Raw genomic sequence first — 15,967 nt, forward strand, 5'->3', positions numbered from 1 at the left:
GAAAAAAGGCACCCGGCAGGCCGGGCGTTGACCCAAGTCTAGCAGGATGTGACGGCCTGTCAGTGACTGCCGGTGGCCGGGGCTGGGGCGGCCGCGGCCGGCTTCTCTTCGGGCAGGTCCAGGCTGTAGGTGCAGCCGGCCAGGGTCTTGCCCGGGTGGGAGGCCACGGTGGAGACGCTGAGGATGATCGACTCGATCTGGGCCTCGCCGGTCTTCGGGTCGGTCACGTCGCGGCTGACCAGCTCGCGGCCGGCCATGAACTTGCCGTCCTGGTCGTAGCCGGTCTCCAATTCCAGCCGTTTGGCCAGCGGGCGTGGGTCGGCCTGGTCGAGGACGGCCATGACGCTGGCGCCGGCCACCGCCACCCGATCGGTCTGTTGGCCGAAGACGGTGATCGGGCTGGCCAGCCGGAACTCGCTCATGAACTGGTTGCCCTGCGGCAGCGGCTGCAGGCCCTGGGCCACGGCCTTCAGCGGATCGGCCAGCAGCGGCGCCAGCGCGGCCTGCTCGGCCACGCCCTGGCGGCATTCGATGAGGGCCGGCAGGTCCAGGCGGGTGGCGAAGGCGGAGGGAGCGGCGAGGGCACAGAGCAGGGGCAGACAGCAGCGCAGTGACACGGTCGGTTTCCGCAGGCGAGGGGCCGCCATCATAGCCCCGGCGAGCGTCGGAACAGCCCGCTTAGAAGGCGCAGGAAACCGGTCATCGCCCGCCGTACGACCATCAGTGAGAGAGTCAGCACGACCGCAAGCATGGCGACCTGCATCGATTGCCCCGCGATGCGCGCCACCGCCGGCCACAGGCCCGGGCTGGTCAGCCAGGGCATCAGTTCCGCCGCGGTTGTCCTGGCCACTTTCATGTACATCACGGCCAGCACGAACAGCACCAGCAGCGAGGTGCGGCTGGCGTGGAAGAACGGGAGTGCATTGGCCGGCCTGCCAAGCCACTGCTGCAGCAGCGTTCGCCACAGTACTGGCAGGGTCAAGGCACCGACCAGTATCAGCACCATCGACGTTTCCCACAGCCCCGGCAGGTGGGCGGGTTCCGCTCTACCTGTGAGGTGCGGGCCGAACATGCCGATCGCCAGCCCGGCCAGCAGGCACACGGGCGACAGCAGGGCCAGGCTGCGCAGCAGCCAGTGCCTGCCGCCGGGGTCGCGGGCGCTGATGCGGCGCAAGGTGTAAGCGCCCAGCACCAGCAGGCCCGCGAGCAGGCCGGCGGCCATCGCAAACGTCGTGAAGCTGTTCCCTGGGTTCATCCTTTTTCCTTCCGCGTCCTGGCCGGTGTTGAACAGTAGCTCAGCGCATGGGCTGGCACTCCAGCCGTAGCGCAGTCAGGGCGGATTCCAGCGCGTGGCCGCTGGGTACCAGCGCAGCCTGACCGGGTAGCCCAGTCGCGCCTGCAGGTGGTCACGCACGGCCGCCGCCGTCGCGCGGTTGGCTGGGGTATCCCGCAGCTCCACCTCCAGCTCCCCGGTCTTGACATCCAGGCCATGGCCGAACAGGTCGGGCAGCTGGGCCCGCAGCCAGTCCTGCTGTGCGTGCAGGCGGCGCGTCATCTCCGCTTCGGTCATCGCGGCGCCGGTGATGTAGCGCACACGTTGCGGGCCATCCGCCCCTGGATGTGTCTCATCGGCCTCGGGTGCGGCGCCTGTCAGTCGCACGACAACGTTCCAGCCCCTCGCATTGTCCACCCAGATGCCGGCCAGACGTGCCGCGTGCCGCGCTTCCAGGCGCTCGATCAGTGCCCGTTGCTGGGCAGTGGCGACGATGTTGCGGGTGTCGCGCTCGCTGCTGCCGAAGAACGCCCGTAGTTCGGCGATCTTTGCGGCGATGTCGGCCTCGCTGTCGCTGGCGGGGAACGGTGAGGGACGGTCAGGATCGGGCATCAGGCCTGCCCCGGACTGCAGTAGCGCGGCAAGCACAAGTGCGGGCAGGGTCATGCTGCGCTCCTCTTCCGTGAGTGCGTGGGCTCGGAACAGGGCCCGGTGTCAGCGCTCGCCCGCGTAGGGGTCGTCGATGCCCAGCTCGGCCAGGATCTCCCGTTCCAGCTGTTCCATCGCTTCGGCTTCCTTGTCGTCCTCGTGGTCCCAGCCGAGCAGGTGCAGCACGCCGTGCACGGTCAGGTGCGCGTAGTGGGCGTTGAGCGCCTTGCCCTGTTCGTCGGCCTCCCGCGCTACGACAGGTGCACAGATCACCAGATCGCCGAGCAGCGGGAACTTGACGCCCTTGGGCAGGCCTTCGGGCACTTCGGCCGGGAAGCTGAGCACGTTGGTGGCGTAGTCCTTGCCACGGTAGTGGCGGTTCAACGACTGCCCTTCCTTGGCGTCGACCACGCGGATGGCCAGGTCGGCCTCGCGGATGCGGCCCTTCAGCGCGGCAGCCACCCACCTGCGGAAGCTCACTGCCGCCGGCAGACCGGCACGCGGCATGGCATAACTGACGGCGACGTCCAGTCGCACGGGACCACGGGTCATGGAGTTGCTCCAGGTTGGATCTGATGCAGGTCGCGGCGGTCGTAGGCGCTGACGATACGCGCCACCAGCGGGTGGCGGACCACGTCGCGGGATTCGAAGAAGGTGAAGCTGACACCCTCCACGTCGCGCAGCACATCGATGGCGTCGCGCAGGCCCGACTTCACGTGCTTGGGCAGGTCGGTCTGGGTCAGGTCACCGGTGACCACTGCGGTGGAGCCGTAGCCGAGGCGGGTCAGGAACATCTTCATCTGCTCGATGGTGGTGTTCTGTGCTTCGTCCAGGATCACGAACGCATCGTTGAGCGTGCGGCCGCGCATATAGGCCAGCGGCGCGATCTCGATGACGTTCCTTTCCAGCAGCTTGACCACCTTCTCCACGCCCATCATCTCGTACAGGGCGTCGTACAGCGGTCGCAGATAGGGATCGACCTTCTGGCTCAGGTCGCCGGGCAGGAAGCCCAGCTTCTCGCCGGCTTCCACCGCGGGACGGACCAGGATCAGCCGCTGCACCCGCGATTCGTTCAGCCCTTCGACTGCGCTGGCCACGGCCAGGAAGGTCTTGCCGGTGCCGGCCGGCCCGATGCCGAAGTTGATGTCGTGGGTTGCGATCTGGTGCAGGTAGCGGGCCTGGTTGGCACCGCGCCCGCGTACCGTGCCGCGCTTGACCTTGATCGCCACCTCCTGCGCTTCGTAGGAGCGTTCGGCGATCTGCTCGACATTGGCCTGCGCCAGGCGCAGGTGGATGGCGTGGTTGTCGAAGTTGGTTTCGCCGGCTTCGGCGTACAGCGCTTCAACCAGCTTCTGCGCCTCGACGATGGCTTCCTTCGGCCCGCTGATGCGGAACACGAAGCCACGGTTGGCGATTTCCACGCCGAGTTTCAGTTCGATCTGCCGCAGGTGCCCGTCGAACGGGCCACACAGGTTGGCCAGCCGTTCGTTGTCTTCCGGCGACAGGGTGAAGTCTCGATGCTCGATGCTTTTCATTGCTTCGGGTGGGGCGGACGCCTTCCACCGCAGTGTATTCAGGGGAGACAAGGGTAGCGCGCGTGCGGGGCACACGGCCAGCAGACGGTCGATACAGCGTTTTCCACACCCGGTGTGGACGGGGGGCGCGAAAACCTGTGGATAGACCTTCGCAATGCTTGTGCCACAAGGCCCATGAGGTCCTGGTGAAAAAAACGTCATGGTCGCTCGTCGCTTCGGCAGCACTGCCACGGGGGGGCTGCACGGGCCATTCATCGTGACGACAGTGCAGGTTTCGTTGCCGGGCGAGCAACAAAGCCGCGCGCTGGCGGATTTCCACAACGGTTGTGGAATGATGCCGAATCAACCTGTGGATAGGTGGTGCGGAGCCTTGCAGCAAAAGGCGTGCCCGCGCGTGGCGAAAAAACCGCCAGGGCTGATCGGAATCATTGAGGGTGCACGGGGCACATGGCACCGTGTCGCCGTCGCAGGAGGGGATGGCATGGGCATCGGCAACGGGATGCGAGGAATCGGACTGGCGGGCATCGGCCTGCTGGCCGGGTGTGGGCAGTCAACACCGACTGCACTGGGCACGCTGGAGTGGGACCGGATCACGGTGCCGGCGCCGGCGGCCGAAGTGATCGCCACGGTGGAGGTGCGCGAGGGACAGCAGGTCAAGGCCGGCGCCGTGCTGATGCAGCTCGACCCGGCCCGCGGCGACGCGCAGTTCGCCGCAGCGCAGGCTGATACGGCGCGTGCGCAGGCGCAGCTGGAAGAATTGAAGATCGGCCCACGCCAGGAGCAGATCGCGCAGGCCCAGGCGCAACTGGCCGCGCTGCGCGCACAGGCTGCCGAAGCAAGTGCCTATTACCGACGGGTCCAGCCGTTGGCACAGCAGCGCTTGATTGCGGCCGCTGAGCTGGATCGTGCGCGTGCCGCCGCCGGCAATGCCGAGGCCAGCGTGCGTGCTGCCGAGCAGGCCTGGCTGGAGCGGGTGCACGGCAGCCGTGTGCAGGATATCGCCCAGGGCCAGGCCGCCGCCGATGCCGCTCAGGCGCAACAGGCAGTGCAGGCCGTGAACCTGCAGAAGCTGCAATTGCGTGCGCCGCGCGACGGCGTGGTCGATGCCTTGCCTTACCGGCAGGGCGACCAGGCGCCGGTCGGCGCGCCGCTGGCGGTGATGCTGGTCGGCGAGCGCCCCTATGCACGCGTCTACCTGCCGCAGCCGCTGCGCCTGCAGGTCAAGGTCGGACAGGCCGCGCAGATACAGCTGGAAGGAGGCAGCGCGGTGCTGACGGGGCACGTGCGGGCGATCCGCAGCGAACCGTCGTTCACGCCGTACTACGCACTGACCGGTGATGACGTCGAGCGCCTGAGCTATCTGGCCGAGATTGAAGTGGACGGGAACAGCGACATGCAGAAGCTGCCAGCGGGTCTTCCGGTACAGGTGCGCTTCTGAACACCGGTGCGGACATCGCGGTGCATGCCCAGGGCCTGACCCGCCGCTTCGGCGCTCTGCTGGCCGTGGACAATGTCGACCTGACCGTGCCGCGTGGCCAGGTCTATGGCTTCCTGGGCCCGAACGGGTCGGGCAAGTCGACCACCATCCGCATGCTGTGCGGCCTGCTGGAACCGAGCGCCGGCCAGATCGAGGTGCTCGGCCTGGCCGTGCCGGAGCAGGCCGAGGCACTGCGCCGGCGCATCGGCTACATGACCCAGCGTTTCTCGTTGTATGAAGACCTTTCGGTGCGCGAGAATCTGGAATTCCTCGCCGCCATCCAGGACCTGCCGCGTACGCAGGCCCGGCAGCGGGTCGACGAACTGCTGCAGCAGTACCGTCTCCTGGACCGGCAGCCGCAGCTGGCCGGCACCCTCAGTGGTGGCCAGAAGCAGCGCTTGGCGCTGGCCGGCGCCGTTGTGCACGCGCCCGAGCTGTTGTTCCTGGACGAGCCGACCAGCGCGGTCGACCCGGAGTCACGCCGCGATTTCTGGGAGGCCCTGTTTGAACTTGCCGATGCCGGTACCACCGTGCTGGTATCGACCCACTACATGGACGAAGCCGAGCGCTGCCACCGGCTGGCGATCCTCGATCGAGGCGCGCTGGTCGCCGATGGCACGCCGGCCGAACTGTGTGCACAGCTGGACGGCCGCACGCTGCAGGTCACGTCGGCGCAGCCGCGGCAGGCCAGCCGCGCATTGTCTGAGCTGCCCGGCGTGCTGAGCGTGGCACAGATCGGCACGCAGCTGCGCGTGCTGTGCAGCGAGGGGGCCGCCGATGCGCCAGCGTTGCGGCGCGCGCTGGCCAGCGCCGATCCGCAGGCCCGCATCGAGGCGGTGGCGCCGAACCTGGAAGACGTCTTCGTCGCCGCCACCCGCGGCCGTGGCCGGGAGCCAGCGGCATGAACCTGCGCCGGCTGTGGGCGATCATGCTCAAGGAATTGCGCCAGCTGCGCCGCGACCGCATCACGCTGGCGATGATCGTCGGCATTCCGGTGATGCAGCTGCTGCTGTTCGGCTACGCGATCAATCTCAACCTGCGCCACCTCGACGCCGGTGTCGCCGACCAGGCCAACAGTGCGGCGTCACGCGCGCTGGTGCAGGACATGGTCGCCACCGGCGTGATCACGCCGCGCAGCGAAGCCTATACGCCCGACCAGTTGATGCAGGCGCTGCGGCGTGGCGAGATCAGTGTCGGCATCGTGGTGCCGGCCGACTTCGAGCGCCGTCGCTTCGATGGACGCGAGGCGGTGCAGGTGCTGGTTGATGGCAGCGACACCGTGGTGCAGAGCGCGGCGATCCAGCTGGCGCAGGTGCCGCTGGAGACGCGACCGACCAGCAACACGCGGCCGCTGCGCGAAGGCAGCATCGCCGGTGGTCCAATCAGCGTGACCAGCTTCTACAACCCGCAGCGGCGTTCGGCGGTGAACATCGTGCCAGGCCTGATCGGGGTGATCCTGACCATGACCCTGGTGATGTTCACGGCGGTGGCGGTGGTGCGTGAACGCGAGCGCGGCAACATGGAGCTGCTGATCGCCACACCGGTGTCGCGCAGCGAACTGATGGTGGGCAAGGTGCTGCCCTATGCAGCCATCGGCCTGCTGCAGACCACGCTGGTGCTGGTGCTGGGCACCTGGCTGTTCCAGGTGCCGATCCGCGGCAGCCTGCTCGATATCTACCTGGCCGCGGTGCTGCTGGTGCTGGCCAACCTCGCACTGGGGCTGCTGATTTCCACGCGCGCGCGCTCGCAGTTCCAGGCGATGCAGATGACCCTGTTCCTGTTCCTGCCGTCGATCCTGCTGTCGGGCTTCATGTTCCCGTTCGCGGGCATGCCGCGGCCGGTGCAATGGCTGGCCGAAGTACTGCCGCTGACCCACTTCCTGCGCCTGGTGCGCGGCATCATGCTGCGCGGCGCCTCGCTGTGGGAGCTGTGGCACGACGCGCTGGCGCTGCTGGCCTTCATCGCGGTGATGATGAGCCTGGCGATCCTGCGTTTCCGCAAGCGTTTGGATTGAGGCATGCCGACCAACGGTCGGCATCCACCCTGGTAGGTGCCGACCGTTGGTCGGCATCAATTCGGTGGGTGCCGACCGTTGGTCGGCATCAATTCGGCAGGTGCCGACCGTTGGCCGGCATCAACTCCGGTGGGTGCCGACCGTTGGCCGGCATCAATTCGGTGGTTGCCGACCGTTGGTCGGCGCACCTTATTCCGCCACCACGCGCGCGCGCAGCGAATTGGTCAGCGCCTCGGTGATCACCACATCCACGAACTGGCCGATCAGCCGCGCCGGCGCCGGGAAGTTCACCGAACGCATGTTCTCGGTCTTGCCGGTCAGTTCGTTCGGGTTCTTGCGCGAAGGGCCTTCCACCAGCACGGTCTGCACGGTGCCGACCATCTTCTCGGAGATGCCGGCGGCGTGCGCATTGATGCGCTCCTGCAGGCGCGACAGGCGCGCGTGCTTCTCGGCATCGCTGATCGTGTCCTCCAGGTCGGCCGCCGGGGTGCCCGGGCGGCGCGAATAGATGAAGGAGAAGCTGTGGTCGAAGCCGATGTCCTCGATCAGCTTCATGGTCTTCTCGAAATCGGCATCGGTTTCGCCGGGGAAGCCGACGATGAAGTCCGAGCTGATCGAGATGTCCGGGCGCACCGCGCGCAGCTTGCGGATCTTCGACTTGAATTCCAGCGCGGTATAGCCGCGCTTCATCGCCGACAGTACGCGGTCGCTGCCGGCCTGCACCGGCAGGTGCAGGAAGTTGGCCAGCTGCGGCACGTCGCGGAACGCATCGATCAGCGAATCGCTGAACTCCAGCGGGTGCGAGGTGGTGAAGCGGATGCGGCCGACGCCGTCGATCTCGGCGATGGTCCGGATCAGCAGGCCGAGATCGGCGAACTCGCCATCTCCATAGGGGCCGCGATAGGCATTGACGTTCTGCCCGAGCAGGTTGATTTCGCGCACGCCCTGCGCGGCCAGCTGCGCCACTTCCACCACCACGTCCTCGAACGGGCGGCTGACTTCGGTGCCGCGGGTGTAGGGCACCACGCAGAACGAGCAGTACTTCGAGCAGCCTTCCATGATCGACACGAACGCCGAAGCGCCTTCGGCACGCGGTTCCGGCAGGCGGTCGAACTTCTCGATCTCGGGGAAGCTGATGTCCACCTGCGGGCGCTTCTGCTCGCGGCGGGCGCGGATCAGCTCCGGCAGCCGGTGCAGGGTCTGCGGGCCGAACACAAGGTCCACGAACGGCGCACGCTTGATGATCGCCTCGCCTTCCTGCGAGGCAACGCAGCCGCCCACGCCGATGATGACCTCGCGGCCCTTGTTCTTCAGGCCCTTCCAGACGCCGAGCTGGCTGAACACCTTCTCCTGCGCCTTCTCGCGGATGGAACAGGTGTTGACCAGGATGACGTCGGCGTCTTCCGGGGTATCGGTCAGTTCCAGGCCATCGCTGGCGGCGAGCACGTCGGCCATCTTGGCCGAGTCGTACTCGTTCATCTGGCAACCGTGGGTCTTGATGTACAGCTTGCCTTTCACCTGGTCGGGCTTGCGCGGACCGGCGGGCAGGGCAACGAGCGGGGCACCGCCCGGCGTGGCGGGCGGAAAGACGTCTGGCGTCCCGGTCATGGCGCTTAATCCATTCGGGTGGCGGGAAAGCCGGCAATTCTACCTGCATCCCGGCGCGTACGCCGGCCCAGTAGAGCCAGGCCATGCCTGGCTGTATTCATCCACCCATGGCGTGGATCTACTGGAGCTGCGGGTCCGCCCCCCGGCCGCGCCCGGCGGCACGCCTCAGGCCGCCACCAGCTCCGCATCGATCTGCCGCGAACGGTCGAACGCGGTCATCGCGCTCATCCGTGCGATGTAGTCAGCCGTGGCCGGCGCCGGCTGTACCAGGCCAAAGGCCGTGGTCCACGCCAGTGCATTGCCCCACAGCACGTCGGCGGCGCTCATGACCTCGCCCAGCAGGTACGGGCCCTGCGCCAGCTGGGCCTCGACCACCTGCAGCACGGTCTCGGCATCGTTGTACGGCGACATCAGGCGCGGCGGCGGCTCGCGGTGCATCGCCTTGTCGATCATCGCCGGCTCGAAACAGGCGCCATAGAAGGCCATCCAGCGCAGATAGGGCCCGCGCAGGGCGTCACCGATCGGCGGCGCCAGCCCGGCTTCCGGATACAGGTCGGCCAAGTACAGGTAGATCGCCACCTGCTCGGTCACCAGTGCGCCGTTGTGGACGATGGCCGGCACCTTGCCCATCGGGTTGATGGCCAGGTAGGCCGGGGCCAGGTTGGCGCCGGCTTTCAGGTCCAGCACCTGCATGCGGTAGTCGGCACCCAGCGCTTCGAGCAGGGCCACGGCGCCGCTCGAGCGTGAACGGGCGGCGTGGTACAGGGTGATCTGGCGTGAGTTCATGGCATTGCTCCTTGCGGTGGGTGGTGAACTGGAGGCCATCCTGAGGCACTATTGAGGACGACTTCTGTCCTCGATACTTCATGCGCCATACCGCCCATCGTCTGCTGCGCCTGATCGCCCTGCTGCAGGCCCGCCGCCAGTGGTCCGGGGCCGAGCTGGCCGAGCGCATGGGTGTGGACCGGCGCAGCATCCGCCGTGATATCGAGCGCCTGCGCGAGCTGGGCTATCCGGTGCAGGCCTCGTCCGGGGCCGGCGGCGGCTACCAGTTGGGGGCCGGGGCCCCGGTGCTGCCGATGCTGCTGGACGAGGAGGAGGCGACCACCCTGGCCATCGCCCTGCGCGCAGCCTCGGCCACCGTTGCCGGGATCGACGACACCGCGCGTGGCCTGTTGTCCAAGCTCGATCCGCTGGTGCCGACCCGTCGCCGCCAGCAGGCCGGCGAGGTGCATGCAGCGACGGCCACCCTGTCCGACCTTCCGTCCACCGACGCACGCCTGCTCGGGCGGCTGGCCCAGCACTGCCGACAGGCGTCACGGCTGGCCTTCGAATACCGCAGCGCGCAGGAAGCCGTCACCCAGCGCGAGGTCGAGGCCCAGCACCTGGTCAATTACGGGCGACGCTGGTATCTGCTTGCCTGGGACCTGGGGCGGCAGGACTGGCGCACCCTGCGCGTGGACCGCATGGGCGCCGTACGTGAGTGCGCCGGGCCGGGCCTGCACCGGCGCACCCCGGCGCCGCCCGATGTGATGGTGCGGCAGGCGGTCAGCCAGGCGCCGTTCGCGCTGCAGGCCATCCTCCGCCTTTCCGGCAGCCATTCCGAGCTGGAAGGCCGCATCCCGCCGTGGTGTGGAGTGCTGGAAGCGGATGGCCCCGACCACTGCCTGCTGCGCATGGGCGCCGAGAGCCGCGGCATGATGCTGGCGCAGATTCTCAGCCTGGACCGCCTGCCCGTGGCGCTTTGGACCACCCCGCCGGGCCTGCGCGACGAACTGGCACAGCGCCTGGCGGGCCTCGGCCAGCTGCTGGCTGTGCCGCCGGTCACAGGCTGAGCCACGTCGCTTGGCAAGCCCCGGCGAAGCTGGGACACTCGCCGCCATGAAGGGGATACTGGGGACAACGGCGATCATCATCGCTGCGCTGACCGCTGCGCCGGCCAGCGCTGGAACGCTGTACAAGTGCCAGGGCGCTGACGGCGTCACCAGTTATGTGAGCAAGCGGGTGGCCGGCGTGCGCTGCAGCACCATCAGCTACACCCGTGACACCCGCCCGGCACCTCGACCGGTGGTGGCCGCGCCCAGGCCGGCACCCACCACGGTGGCCAGCATCGAACGCAACCCGGTGGCCGTTGCTGCGAGTGCCGCAGCGCCGGCAACGGTCGCGCCTGCGTCCGTGCCGGCATCCGGTCCCGCACAGCCGGTCGCCTCGCGCAGCGGGCGCATGGTCAGTGGCCAGGTGTATTCCTTCATGAAGGATGGCGTGCGCCACTACACCAGTGCGCGCCCGACACAGGTGGCCAACCTCGGCCCGGTCCGGACCATCCGCTACAGCTTCATGGAGCGCTGCTATGCCTGCGGGGTCAATCCACGCGTGGACTTCGGCACCGTGCGACTGAACACCTCGGCCTTCCAGGCCGAGATCACCTCGGCCGCGCGCGAGTTCGGCGTGGAGGAGGCGGTGGTGCGCGCCATCATCCATGCCGAGTCGGCCTACAACCCGACCGCGCTCAGCCGTGCTGGCGCGCAGGGCCTGATGCAGCTGATGCCGCCGACCGCCGCGCGCTTCGGCGTAAGCGATTCCTATGACGCCGGGCAGAACATCCGTGGCGGCGTGCAGTATCTTGCGTGGTTGCTGAAACGCTTCAATGGCGACCTGACCCTTGCCGCAGCCGGCTACAACGCTGGCGAAGGTGCGGTCGACCGCCACGGTGGCGTGCCGCCCTACAGCGAAACCCAGTACTACGTGCGCCGGGTCGGGCAGCTGGCCGAGCGTTACCGCACCGCCCTGAGTCACCAGTAGGTGCCGACCGTTCGCCGGTACTCCTTGAACGGTAGGTGCCGACCGTTGGTCGGCACTCCTTTGAAAGGTAGTGCCGGCCGCTGGCCGGCAACCCCGCAATCAATGTTGTTGCAATGCGTTGTGTGGCGCGCGACGGTTCCGCTACACTCGACCGTGATTCAATGCGGCTCTGGCCCCCACCGGATCCGCTGGCAGCCTTAAAGCTACCTAATCAATATCGGAGTGCCGGATGGCCAACGATGGGGTACACGATCCAGTCAACACCGGACGTCGGCGTTTTCTTTCTGCCACCACAGCCGTGGTGGGCGCCGTCGGCGTCGGATTCACCGCAGTTCCTTTCATCAAATCCTGGAACCCCAGTGCCCGCGCCAAGCTCGCCGGCGCACCGGTGGTGGCCGACATCAGCGCCCTGCAGGAAGGCCAACGCCTGATCGTGGAATGGCGTGGCCAGCCGATCTGGATCGTCAAGCGGTCCAAGGCCATCCTCGATGCGCTGCACGGGCTGGACGGCCGTCTCAAGGACCCTGAGTCCGGCGAGAAGGACCAGCAGCCGGACTACGTGCTGAAGCAGAACCCCGAACTGCGCTCGATCAAGCCGGATATCTCCGTACTGGTCGGCCTGTGCACGCACCTGGGCTGCTCGCCGGAAATGGTCGCCGAAATCCGGCCTGAGCCCTACGACCCGCAGTGGAAGGGCGGTTACTTCTGCCCGTGCCACAAGTCGCGCTTCGACATGTCCGGACGCGTCTTCAAGGACGTGCCGGCGCCGATCAACCTGAAGGTGCCCGCGCACCATTACCAGGACGACAACACCATCATCATCGGTGTCGATCCGCAGGGGGCTGCCTGATGGCCAATATCCTCAGCCGTACCGCCAGCGGCGTGGCCGACTGGGTCAACGCCCGTGCGCCCGGCCTGATGCCGGTCTACCGGAAGCACGTCAGCGAGTACTACGCGCCGAAGAACTTCAACATCTGGTACTACTTCGGTTCGCTGGCGCTGCTGGTGCTGGTCAACCAGATCGTCACCGGCATCTTCCTGACGATGCACTACAAGACCAGCGCCGCCGAGGCGTTCGGCTCCATCGAATACATCATGCGCGATGTGGAGTGGGGCTGGCTGATCCGCTACATGCACTCCACCGGTGCCTCGCTGTTCTTCATCGTGGTCTACCTGCACATGTTCCGTGGCCTGCTGTACGGCAGTTACCAGAAGCCGCGCGAGCTGGTGTGGATCCTCGGCATGCTGATCTACCTGGTGTTGATGGCCGAAGCCTTCATGGGCTACGTGCTGCCGTGGGGCCAGATGTCGTTCTGGGGCGCCAAGGTGATCATCTCGCTGTTCGGCGCGATACCGGTCATCGGCAACGGCCTGACCGAATGGATCATGGGCGATTACCTGCCCAGTGACGCCACGCTCAACCGCTTCTTCGCGCTGCATGTCATCGCCCTGCCGCTGGTGCTGTTGCTGCTGGTGGTACTGCACCTGGGCGCGCTGCACGAAGTGGGTTCGAACAACCCCGATGGCGTGGAGATCAAGAAGGGGCCGAAGGGCAACCGCTGGTCGCCGAACGCACCGGCCGATGGCATTCCGTTCCACCCGTACTACACGCTCAAGGATGGCGTCGGCGCCGGTTTCCTGCTGATCATCGCCGCCTTCATCATCTTCTTCGCGCCCGGTTTCGGCGGCCTGTTCCTGGAGCACGACAACTTCACCGAGGCCAACCGCCTGGTGACCCCGGAACACATCAAGCCGGTCTGGTACTACACGCCTTACTACGCGATGTTGCGCGTGGTGCCGAACAAGCTCGGTGGCGTGGTGGTGATGTTCTCGGCCATTGCGATCCTGTTCCTGGTGCCGTGGCTGGACAAGGCCAGGGTGAAGTCGGTGCGCTACCGCGGCTGGATCTCGAAGGTGATGCTGGGCGTGCTGGCGGTGTGCTTCGTGTGGCTGGGCGTGATTGGTTCCGGCCCGGGCACCGACGTGCACGAGACCTACATCGGGCGGGTGCTGACCTTCCTGTACTTCGCGTTCTTCATCACCATGCCGCTATGGACACGGTTGGACAAGACCAAGCCGGTACCGGAGAGGGTGACCACCCATGACTGATCGCTGGATGGTCCGGTTGGCCCTGACGGCCACCCTGATGCTGGGCAGTTTCCTGGCCTCCGCCGCCGAAGGTGGCACCAAGCTGCTGCAGGCCGGCAACGATCTGGGCGACCGCGCTTCGCTGCAGCGCGGCGCGCAGCTGTACATGAACTACTGCTCCGGCTGCCACGCGCTGAAGTACCTGCGCTATTCGCGGATGGCGCAGGACCTGGGCCTGACCGAGGAAGAGGTGATGAACAACCTCAACTTCACCGGCTCGGCGATCGGCGACCCGATCCCGGTGGCGATGCCCAAGGAGAACGCGGAGAAGTGGTTCGGCAAGATGCCGCCCGACCTCAGCCTGATCGCGCGCGTGCGGGGCAGTGACTGGGTCTACACCTACCTCAAGTCGTTCTACCTGGACAGCAGCCGGCCGCTGGGCTGGAACAACGCGCTGTTCGCCAATGCCTCCATGCCCAACCCGCTGTGGGAGATGCAGGGCCTGCAGCATGCGGTCCATGGCAAGGCGGAAGCGCCCGGCATGGACCCGCCGGTGACCGGCCTGAAGATCGAAACGCCGGGTTCGGTTGATGCCGGGCAGTACGACCAGGCGGTGCGGGACATCACCAACTTCCTCGAGTATGCCGGCGAACCGGCCGCGCTCAAGCGCCAGCAGCTGGGCGTGTGGGTGATCCTGTTCCTGGCCCTGCTCACCTTCCTGCTGTACCTGCTGAAGAAGGAATACTGGAAGGACGTTCACTGAATCTGCCGCCGGCCATCGCACGGGCCTATTGGCTTTTGTGATGGTCGGTTGCACACTCGGGGAGGAGTCGACCGCCGGCACGGTGCCGGCGGCGCCGATGCGGCAGGCGGTCTCCTGTCGTGGGAGAGCCTTTGATGGCGGCGAGCGTACGCATGCGCAATACACTGACGCTGTTTTCCTCGAACGACGATGTACTGTGCCACCGTGTACGCCTGGTCCTGGCGGCCAAGGGTGTGACCTTCGACTTCGTTCCGGTCGATCCACAGAACCCGCCTGAAGACCTGATCGACCTCAATCCGTATCACTCGGTGCCGACCTTGGTCGAACGCGAGCTGGTGCTGTACGCCGCATCAGTGGTCAGCGAGTACCTGGACGAACGTTATCCGCATCCGCCGCTGATGCCGGTCGATCCGCTCTCGCGTGCGCGCATCCGCCTGGCGATGCTGCGCATCGAGCACGACTGGGTGCCACAGGTGCAGGCCATCCAGCTCGGCAACAAGACCCAGGCCGAGGCTGGCCGCAAGCGCCTGAAGGAGCTGCTGACCGCCTCGCTGCCGCTGTTCAAGGCCAGCAAGTTCTTCCTCAACCCGGAAATGAGCCTGGCCGACTGCGCGATGGCGCCGATCATCTGGCGCCTGCAGTCGCTGGACGTACCGCTGCCGAAGGACGGCAAGGCGATCGAGGACTACGGCAACCGCATCTTCCGCCACCCCGGTTTCGTCCGCAGCCTGACCGATCAGGAAAAGAAGCTGCGCGATCTGCCGGTCTGATCCGGGCCTGCGTTACCCGTCTGCACGCCGACCGGCGTGCAGGTGATCCGCCCCGGCGGGGCGCCGGGCGCGTACACTTCACGCATGACCGAAGACTTCTTCCACATGACCAGCCACCGCCCGTACCTGCTGCGGGCGCTGGTGGAATGGATCAACGACAACCAGCTGACCCCGCACATCCTGGTCGACGCCGGCGTTCCCGGCGTGCAGGTCCCGCCTTCGGCGGTCAAGGATGGCCGGGTCGTGCTCAACATCGCCGAACGTGCTGTCGTGCGACTGATGATCGACAACGAGATGGTGAGCTTCTCGGCGCGCTTCTCCGGTACCAGCTACCCGGTGCAGGTGCCGATCAGCGCCGTGCTGGCCGTCTACGCCCGCGAGACCGGGCAGGGCATGGCGCTACCGGATGACATCCCGGGCAACGAGACCGCTCCGACCAGCGATGAGCTGCTGCACGAGGAAGGCACGCCGCCGGACGATACGCCGCCAGCCAGCCCGCCGCCGAAGGGGCGCCCGAACCTGCGCGTGGTCAAGTAACCAAGTAACGGTGGGTGCCGACCGTTGGTCGGCACGCCTTCAGCCCTTACACATCCTCGGCATCGTCCACATCCGCGCGGATCTGGCTGATCCGCGCCGCGCCCGGACCAGTGAATGAGATCAGCTGGTCGCCGCGCAGCACCATGCGGCCCACGTGGCGATCGATGCCGTCGTAGGAATACTCGAACTTGAAGGTACGTTCGAAGCCGAGCCGGCCATCTTCGCCGCGCGACAGGCGCAGGCCGGTGGCGTGCACCGCCTGATCCAGCCATTGCACGTCGGCAGCACGGCAGGCATTGCGCCCCAGTTCGACCGCGCGCTCGGCGGCCGAACGCGCCGCGTTCCAGAAGAAATAGATGATTCCGCCGGCAATCAGCAACAGCAGCAGGGTGGGCATGGCGTCAGCCGTCAGGGGTCGATCCCGCAAAGATGGCGGCGAACGCGCGCTGGAT

At 67.0% G+C, this 15,967-nt stretch carries 18 protein-coding genes; 10 read left to right on the forward strand and 8 right to left on the reverse strand.

Annotation, left to right across the window (positions count from 1 at the left end; translation table 11 throughout):
• Positions 1–59 precede the first annotated feature (59 nt).
• From AC5P5R_RS13495 to AC5P5R_RS13515, 5 genes are all read right to left on the reverse strand, one after another.
• Positions 60–647 carry a hypothetical protein gene (locus AC5P5R_RS13495; protein WP_169448767.1) on the reverse strand — a complete coding sequence of 196 codons (588 nt, stop codon included), beginning with the start codon at positions 645–647 and terminating at the stop codon, positions 60–62.
• Positions 647–1,255, reverse strand: a complete 609-nt coding sequence (locus AC5P5R_RS13500; RefSeq protein ID WP_060380906.1) for a hypothetical protein — start codon at positions 1,253–1,255, stop codon at positions 647–649. Before AC5P5R_RS13500 ends, AC5P5R_RS13495 begins: the two co-directional genes overlap by 1 nt.
• Positions 1,256–1,330: 75 nt before the next feature.
• Entirely contained in the window at positions 1,331–1,939 is a 609-nt protein-coding gene (locus tag AC5P5R_RS13505) for a hypothetical protein (RefSeq protein WP_049402731.1), read from the reverse strand.
• Between the two features lie 48 nt (positions 1,940–1,987).
• On the reverse strand, positions 1,988–2,473 hold the full coding sequence (gene ybeY, locus AC5P5R_RS13510) for an rRNA maturation RNase YbeY (RefSeq protein WP_060380907.1): 486 nt from the start codon (positions 2,471–2,473) through the stop codon (positions 1,988–1,990).
• Positions 2,470–3,456, reverse strand: a complete 987-nt coding sequence (locus AC5P5R_RS13515) for a PhoH family protein (protein WP_164281621.1) — start codon at positions 3,454–3,456, stop codon at positions 2,470–2,472. Before AC5P5R_RS13515 ends, ybeY begins: the two co-directional genes overlap by 4 nt.
• Before the next feature lie 481 nt (positions 3,457–3,937).
• On the opposite strand from AC5P5R_RS13515, the gene AC5P5R_RS13520 reads away from it, so the two are divergent.
• From AC5P5R_RS13520 to AC5P5R_RS13530, 3 genes are read left to right on the forward strand one after another with little or no spacing between them, the layout of a single operon-like run.
• A complete protein-coding gene (locus AC5P5R_RS13520; protein WP_060380918.1) occupies positions 3,938–4,894 on the forward strand; it encodes an HlyD family secretion protein in 957 nt (318 codons plus the stop codon).
• A 20-nt stretch (positions 4,895–4,914) separates the two neighbouring features.
• Positions 4,915–5,838: an ABC transporter ATP-binding protein gene (locus AC5P5R_RS13525; protein WP_043034377.1), complete on the forward strand. Its 924-nt coding sequence runs from the start codon at positions 4,915–4,917 to the stop codon at positions 5,836–5,838.
• Positions 5,835–6,947 (forward strand): ABC transporter permease, encoded by a 1,113-nt coding sequence (locus tag AC5P5R_RS13530; protein ID WP_043034376.1) that lies wholly within the window; start codon positions 5,835–5,837, stop codon positions 6,945–6,947. Before AC5P5R_RS13525 ends, AC5P5R_RS13530 begins: the two co-directional genes overlap by 4 nt.
• 189 nt (positions 6,948–7,136) lie before the next feature.
• On the opposite strand, the gene miaB is transcribed toward AC5P5R_RS13530, so the two are convergent.
• Positions 7,137–8,555 (reverse strand): tRNA (N6-isopentenyl adenosine(37)-C2)-methylthiotransferase MiaB, encoded by a 1,419-nt coding sequence (gene miaB, locus AC5P5R_RS13535; RefSeq protein ID WP_012479666.1) that lies wholly within the window; start codon positions 8,553–8,555, stop codon positions 7,137–7,139.
• Positions 8,556–8,720: 165 nt separating this feature from the next.
• Positions 8,721–9,341: a glutathione S-transferase family protein gene (locus AC5P5R_RS13540; RefSeq protein ID WP_012479667.1), complete on the reverse strand. Its 621-nt coding sequence runs from the start codon at positions 9,339–9,341 to the stop codon at positions 8,721–8,723.
• 80 nt (positions 9,342–9,421) lie between these two features.
• Here AC5P5R_RS13540 and AC5P5R_RS13545 point away from each other — a divergent pair, with 80 nt between their 5' ends.
• The 7 genes from AC5P5R_RS13545 (at position 9,422) to AC5P5R_RS13575 (ending at position 15,515) form a co-directional block, all read left to right on the forward strand.
• Positions 9,422–10,390, forward strand: coding sequence for a helix-turn-helix transcriptional regulator (locus AC5P5R_RS13545; protein ID WP_164281622.1), 969 nt, complete (start codon positions 9,422–9,424; stop codon positions 10,388–10,390).
• Positions 10,391–10,436: 46 nt separating this feature from the next.
• Positions 10,437–11,357 carry a lytic transglycosylase domain-containing protein gene (locus AC5P5R_RS13550; RefSeq protein WP_100438050.1) on the forward strand — a complete coding sequence of 307 codons (921 nt, stop codon included), beginning with the start codon at positions 10,437–10,439 and terminating at the stop codon, positions 11,355–11,357.
• Between the two features lie 229 nt (positions 11,358–11,586).
• Entirely contained in the window at positions 11,587–12,207 is a 621-nt protein-coding gene (petA, locus tag AC5P5R_RS13555; RefSeq protein WP_004151998.1) for a ubiquinol-cytochrome c reductase iron-sulfur subunit, read from the forward strand.
• Positions 12,207–13,466, forward strand: coding sequence for a cytochrome b (locus AC5P5R_RS13560; protein ID WP_088430147.1), 1,260 nt, complete (start codon positions 12,207–12,209; stop codon positions 13,464–13,466). The genes petA and AC5P5R_RS13560 overlap by 1 nt, the downstream gene beginning before the upstream one ends.
• Positions 13,459–14,208 carry a cytochrome c1 gene (locus AC5P5R_RS13565; RefSeq protein WP_005408841.1) on the forward strand — a complete coding sequence of 250 codons (750 nt, stop codon included), beginning with the start codon at positions 13,459–13,461 and terminating at the stop codon, positions 14,206–14,208. Before AC5P5R_RS13560 ends, AC5P5R_RS13565 begins: the two co-directional genes overlap by 8 nt.
• Positions 14,209–14,342: 134 nt before the next feature.
• Positions 14,343–14,978, forward strand: coding sequence for a glutathione S-transferase N-terminal domain-containing protein (locus tag AC5P5R_RS13570; RefSeq protein ID WP_005408842.1), 636 nt, complete (start codon positions 14,343–14,345; stop codon positions 14,976–14,978).
• 84 nt (positions 14,979–15,062) lie between these two features.
• Positions 15,063–15,515 (forward strand): ClpXP protease specificity-enhancing factor, encoded by a 453-nt coding sequence (locus AC5P5R_RS13575; protein WP_005412806.1) that lies wholly within the window; start codon positions 15,063–15,065, stop codon positions 15,513–15,515.
• A gap of 46 nt (positions 15,516–15,561) precedes the next feature.
• On the opposite strand, the gene AC5P5R_RS13580 is transcribed toward AC5P5R_RS13575, so the two are convergent.
• Positions 15,562–15,912: a DUF3301 domain-containing protein gene (locus AC5P5R_RS13580; RefSeq protein WP_005408844.1), complete on the reverse strand. Its 351-nt coding sequence runs from the start codon at positions 15,910–15,912 to the stop codon at positions 15,562–15,564.
• Positions 15,913–15,967 lie beyond the last annotated feature (55 nt).

This window comes from Stenotrophomonas sp. YJH_SMC_19, assembly GCF_059367915.1.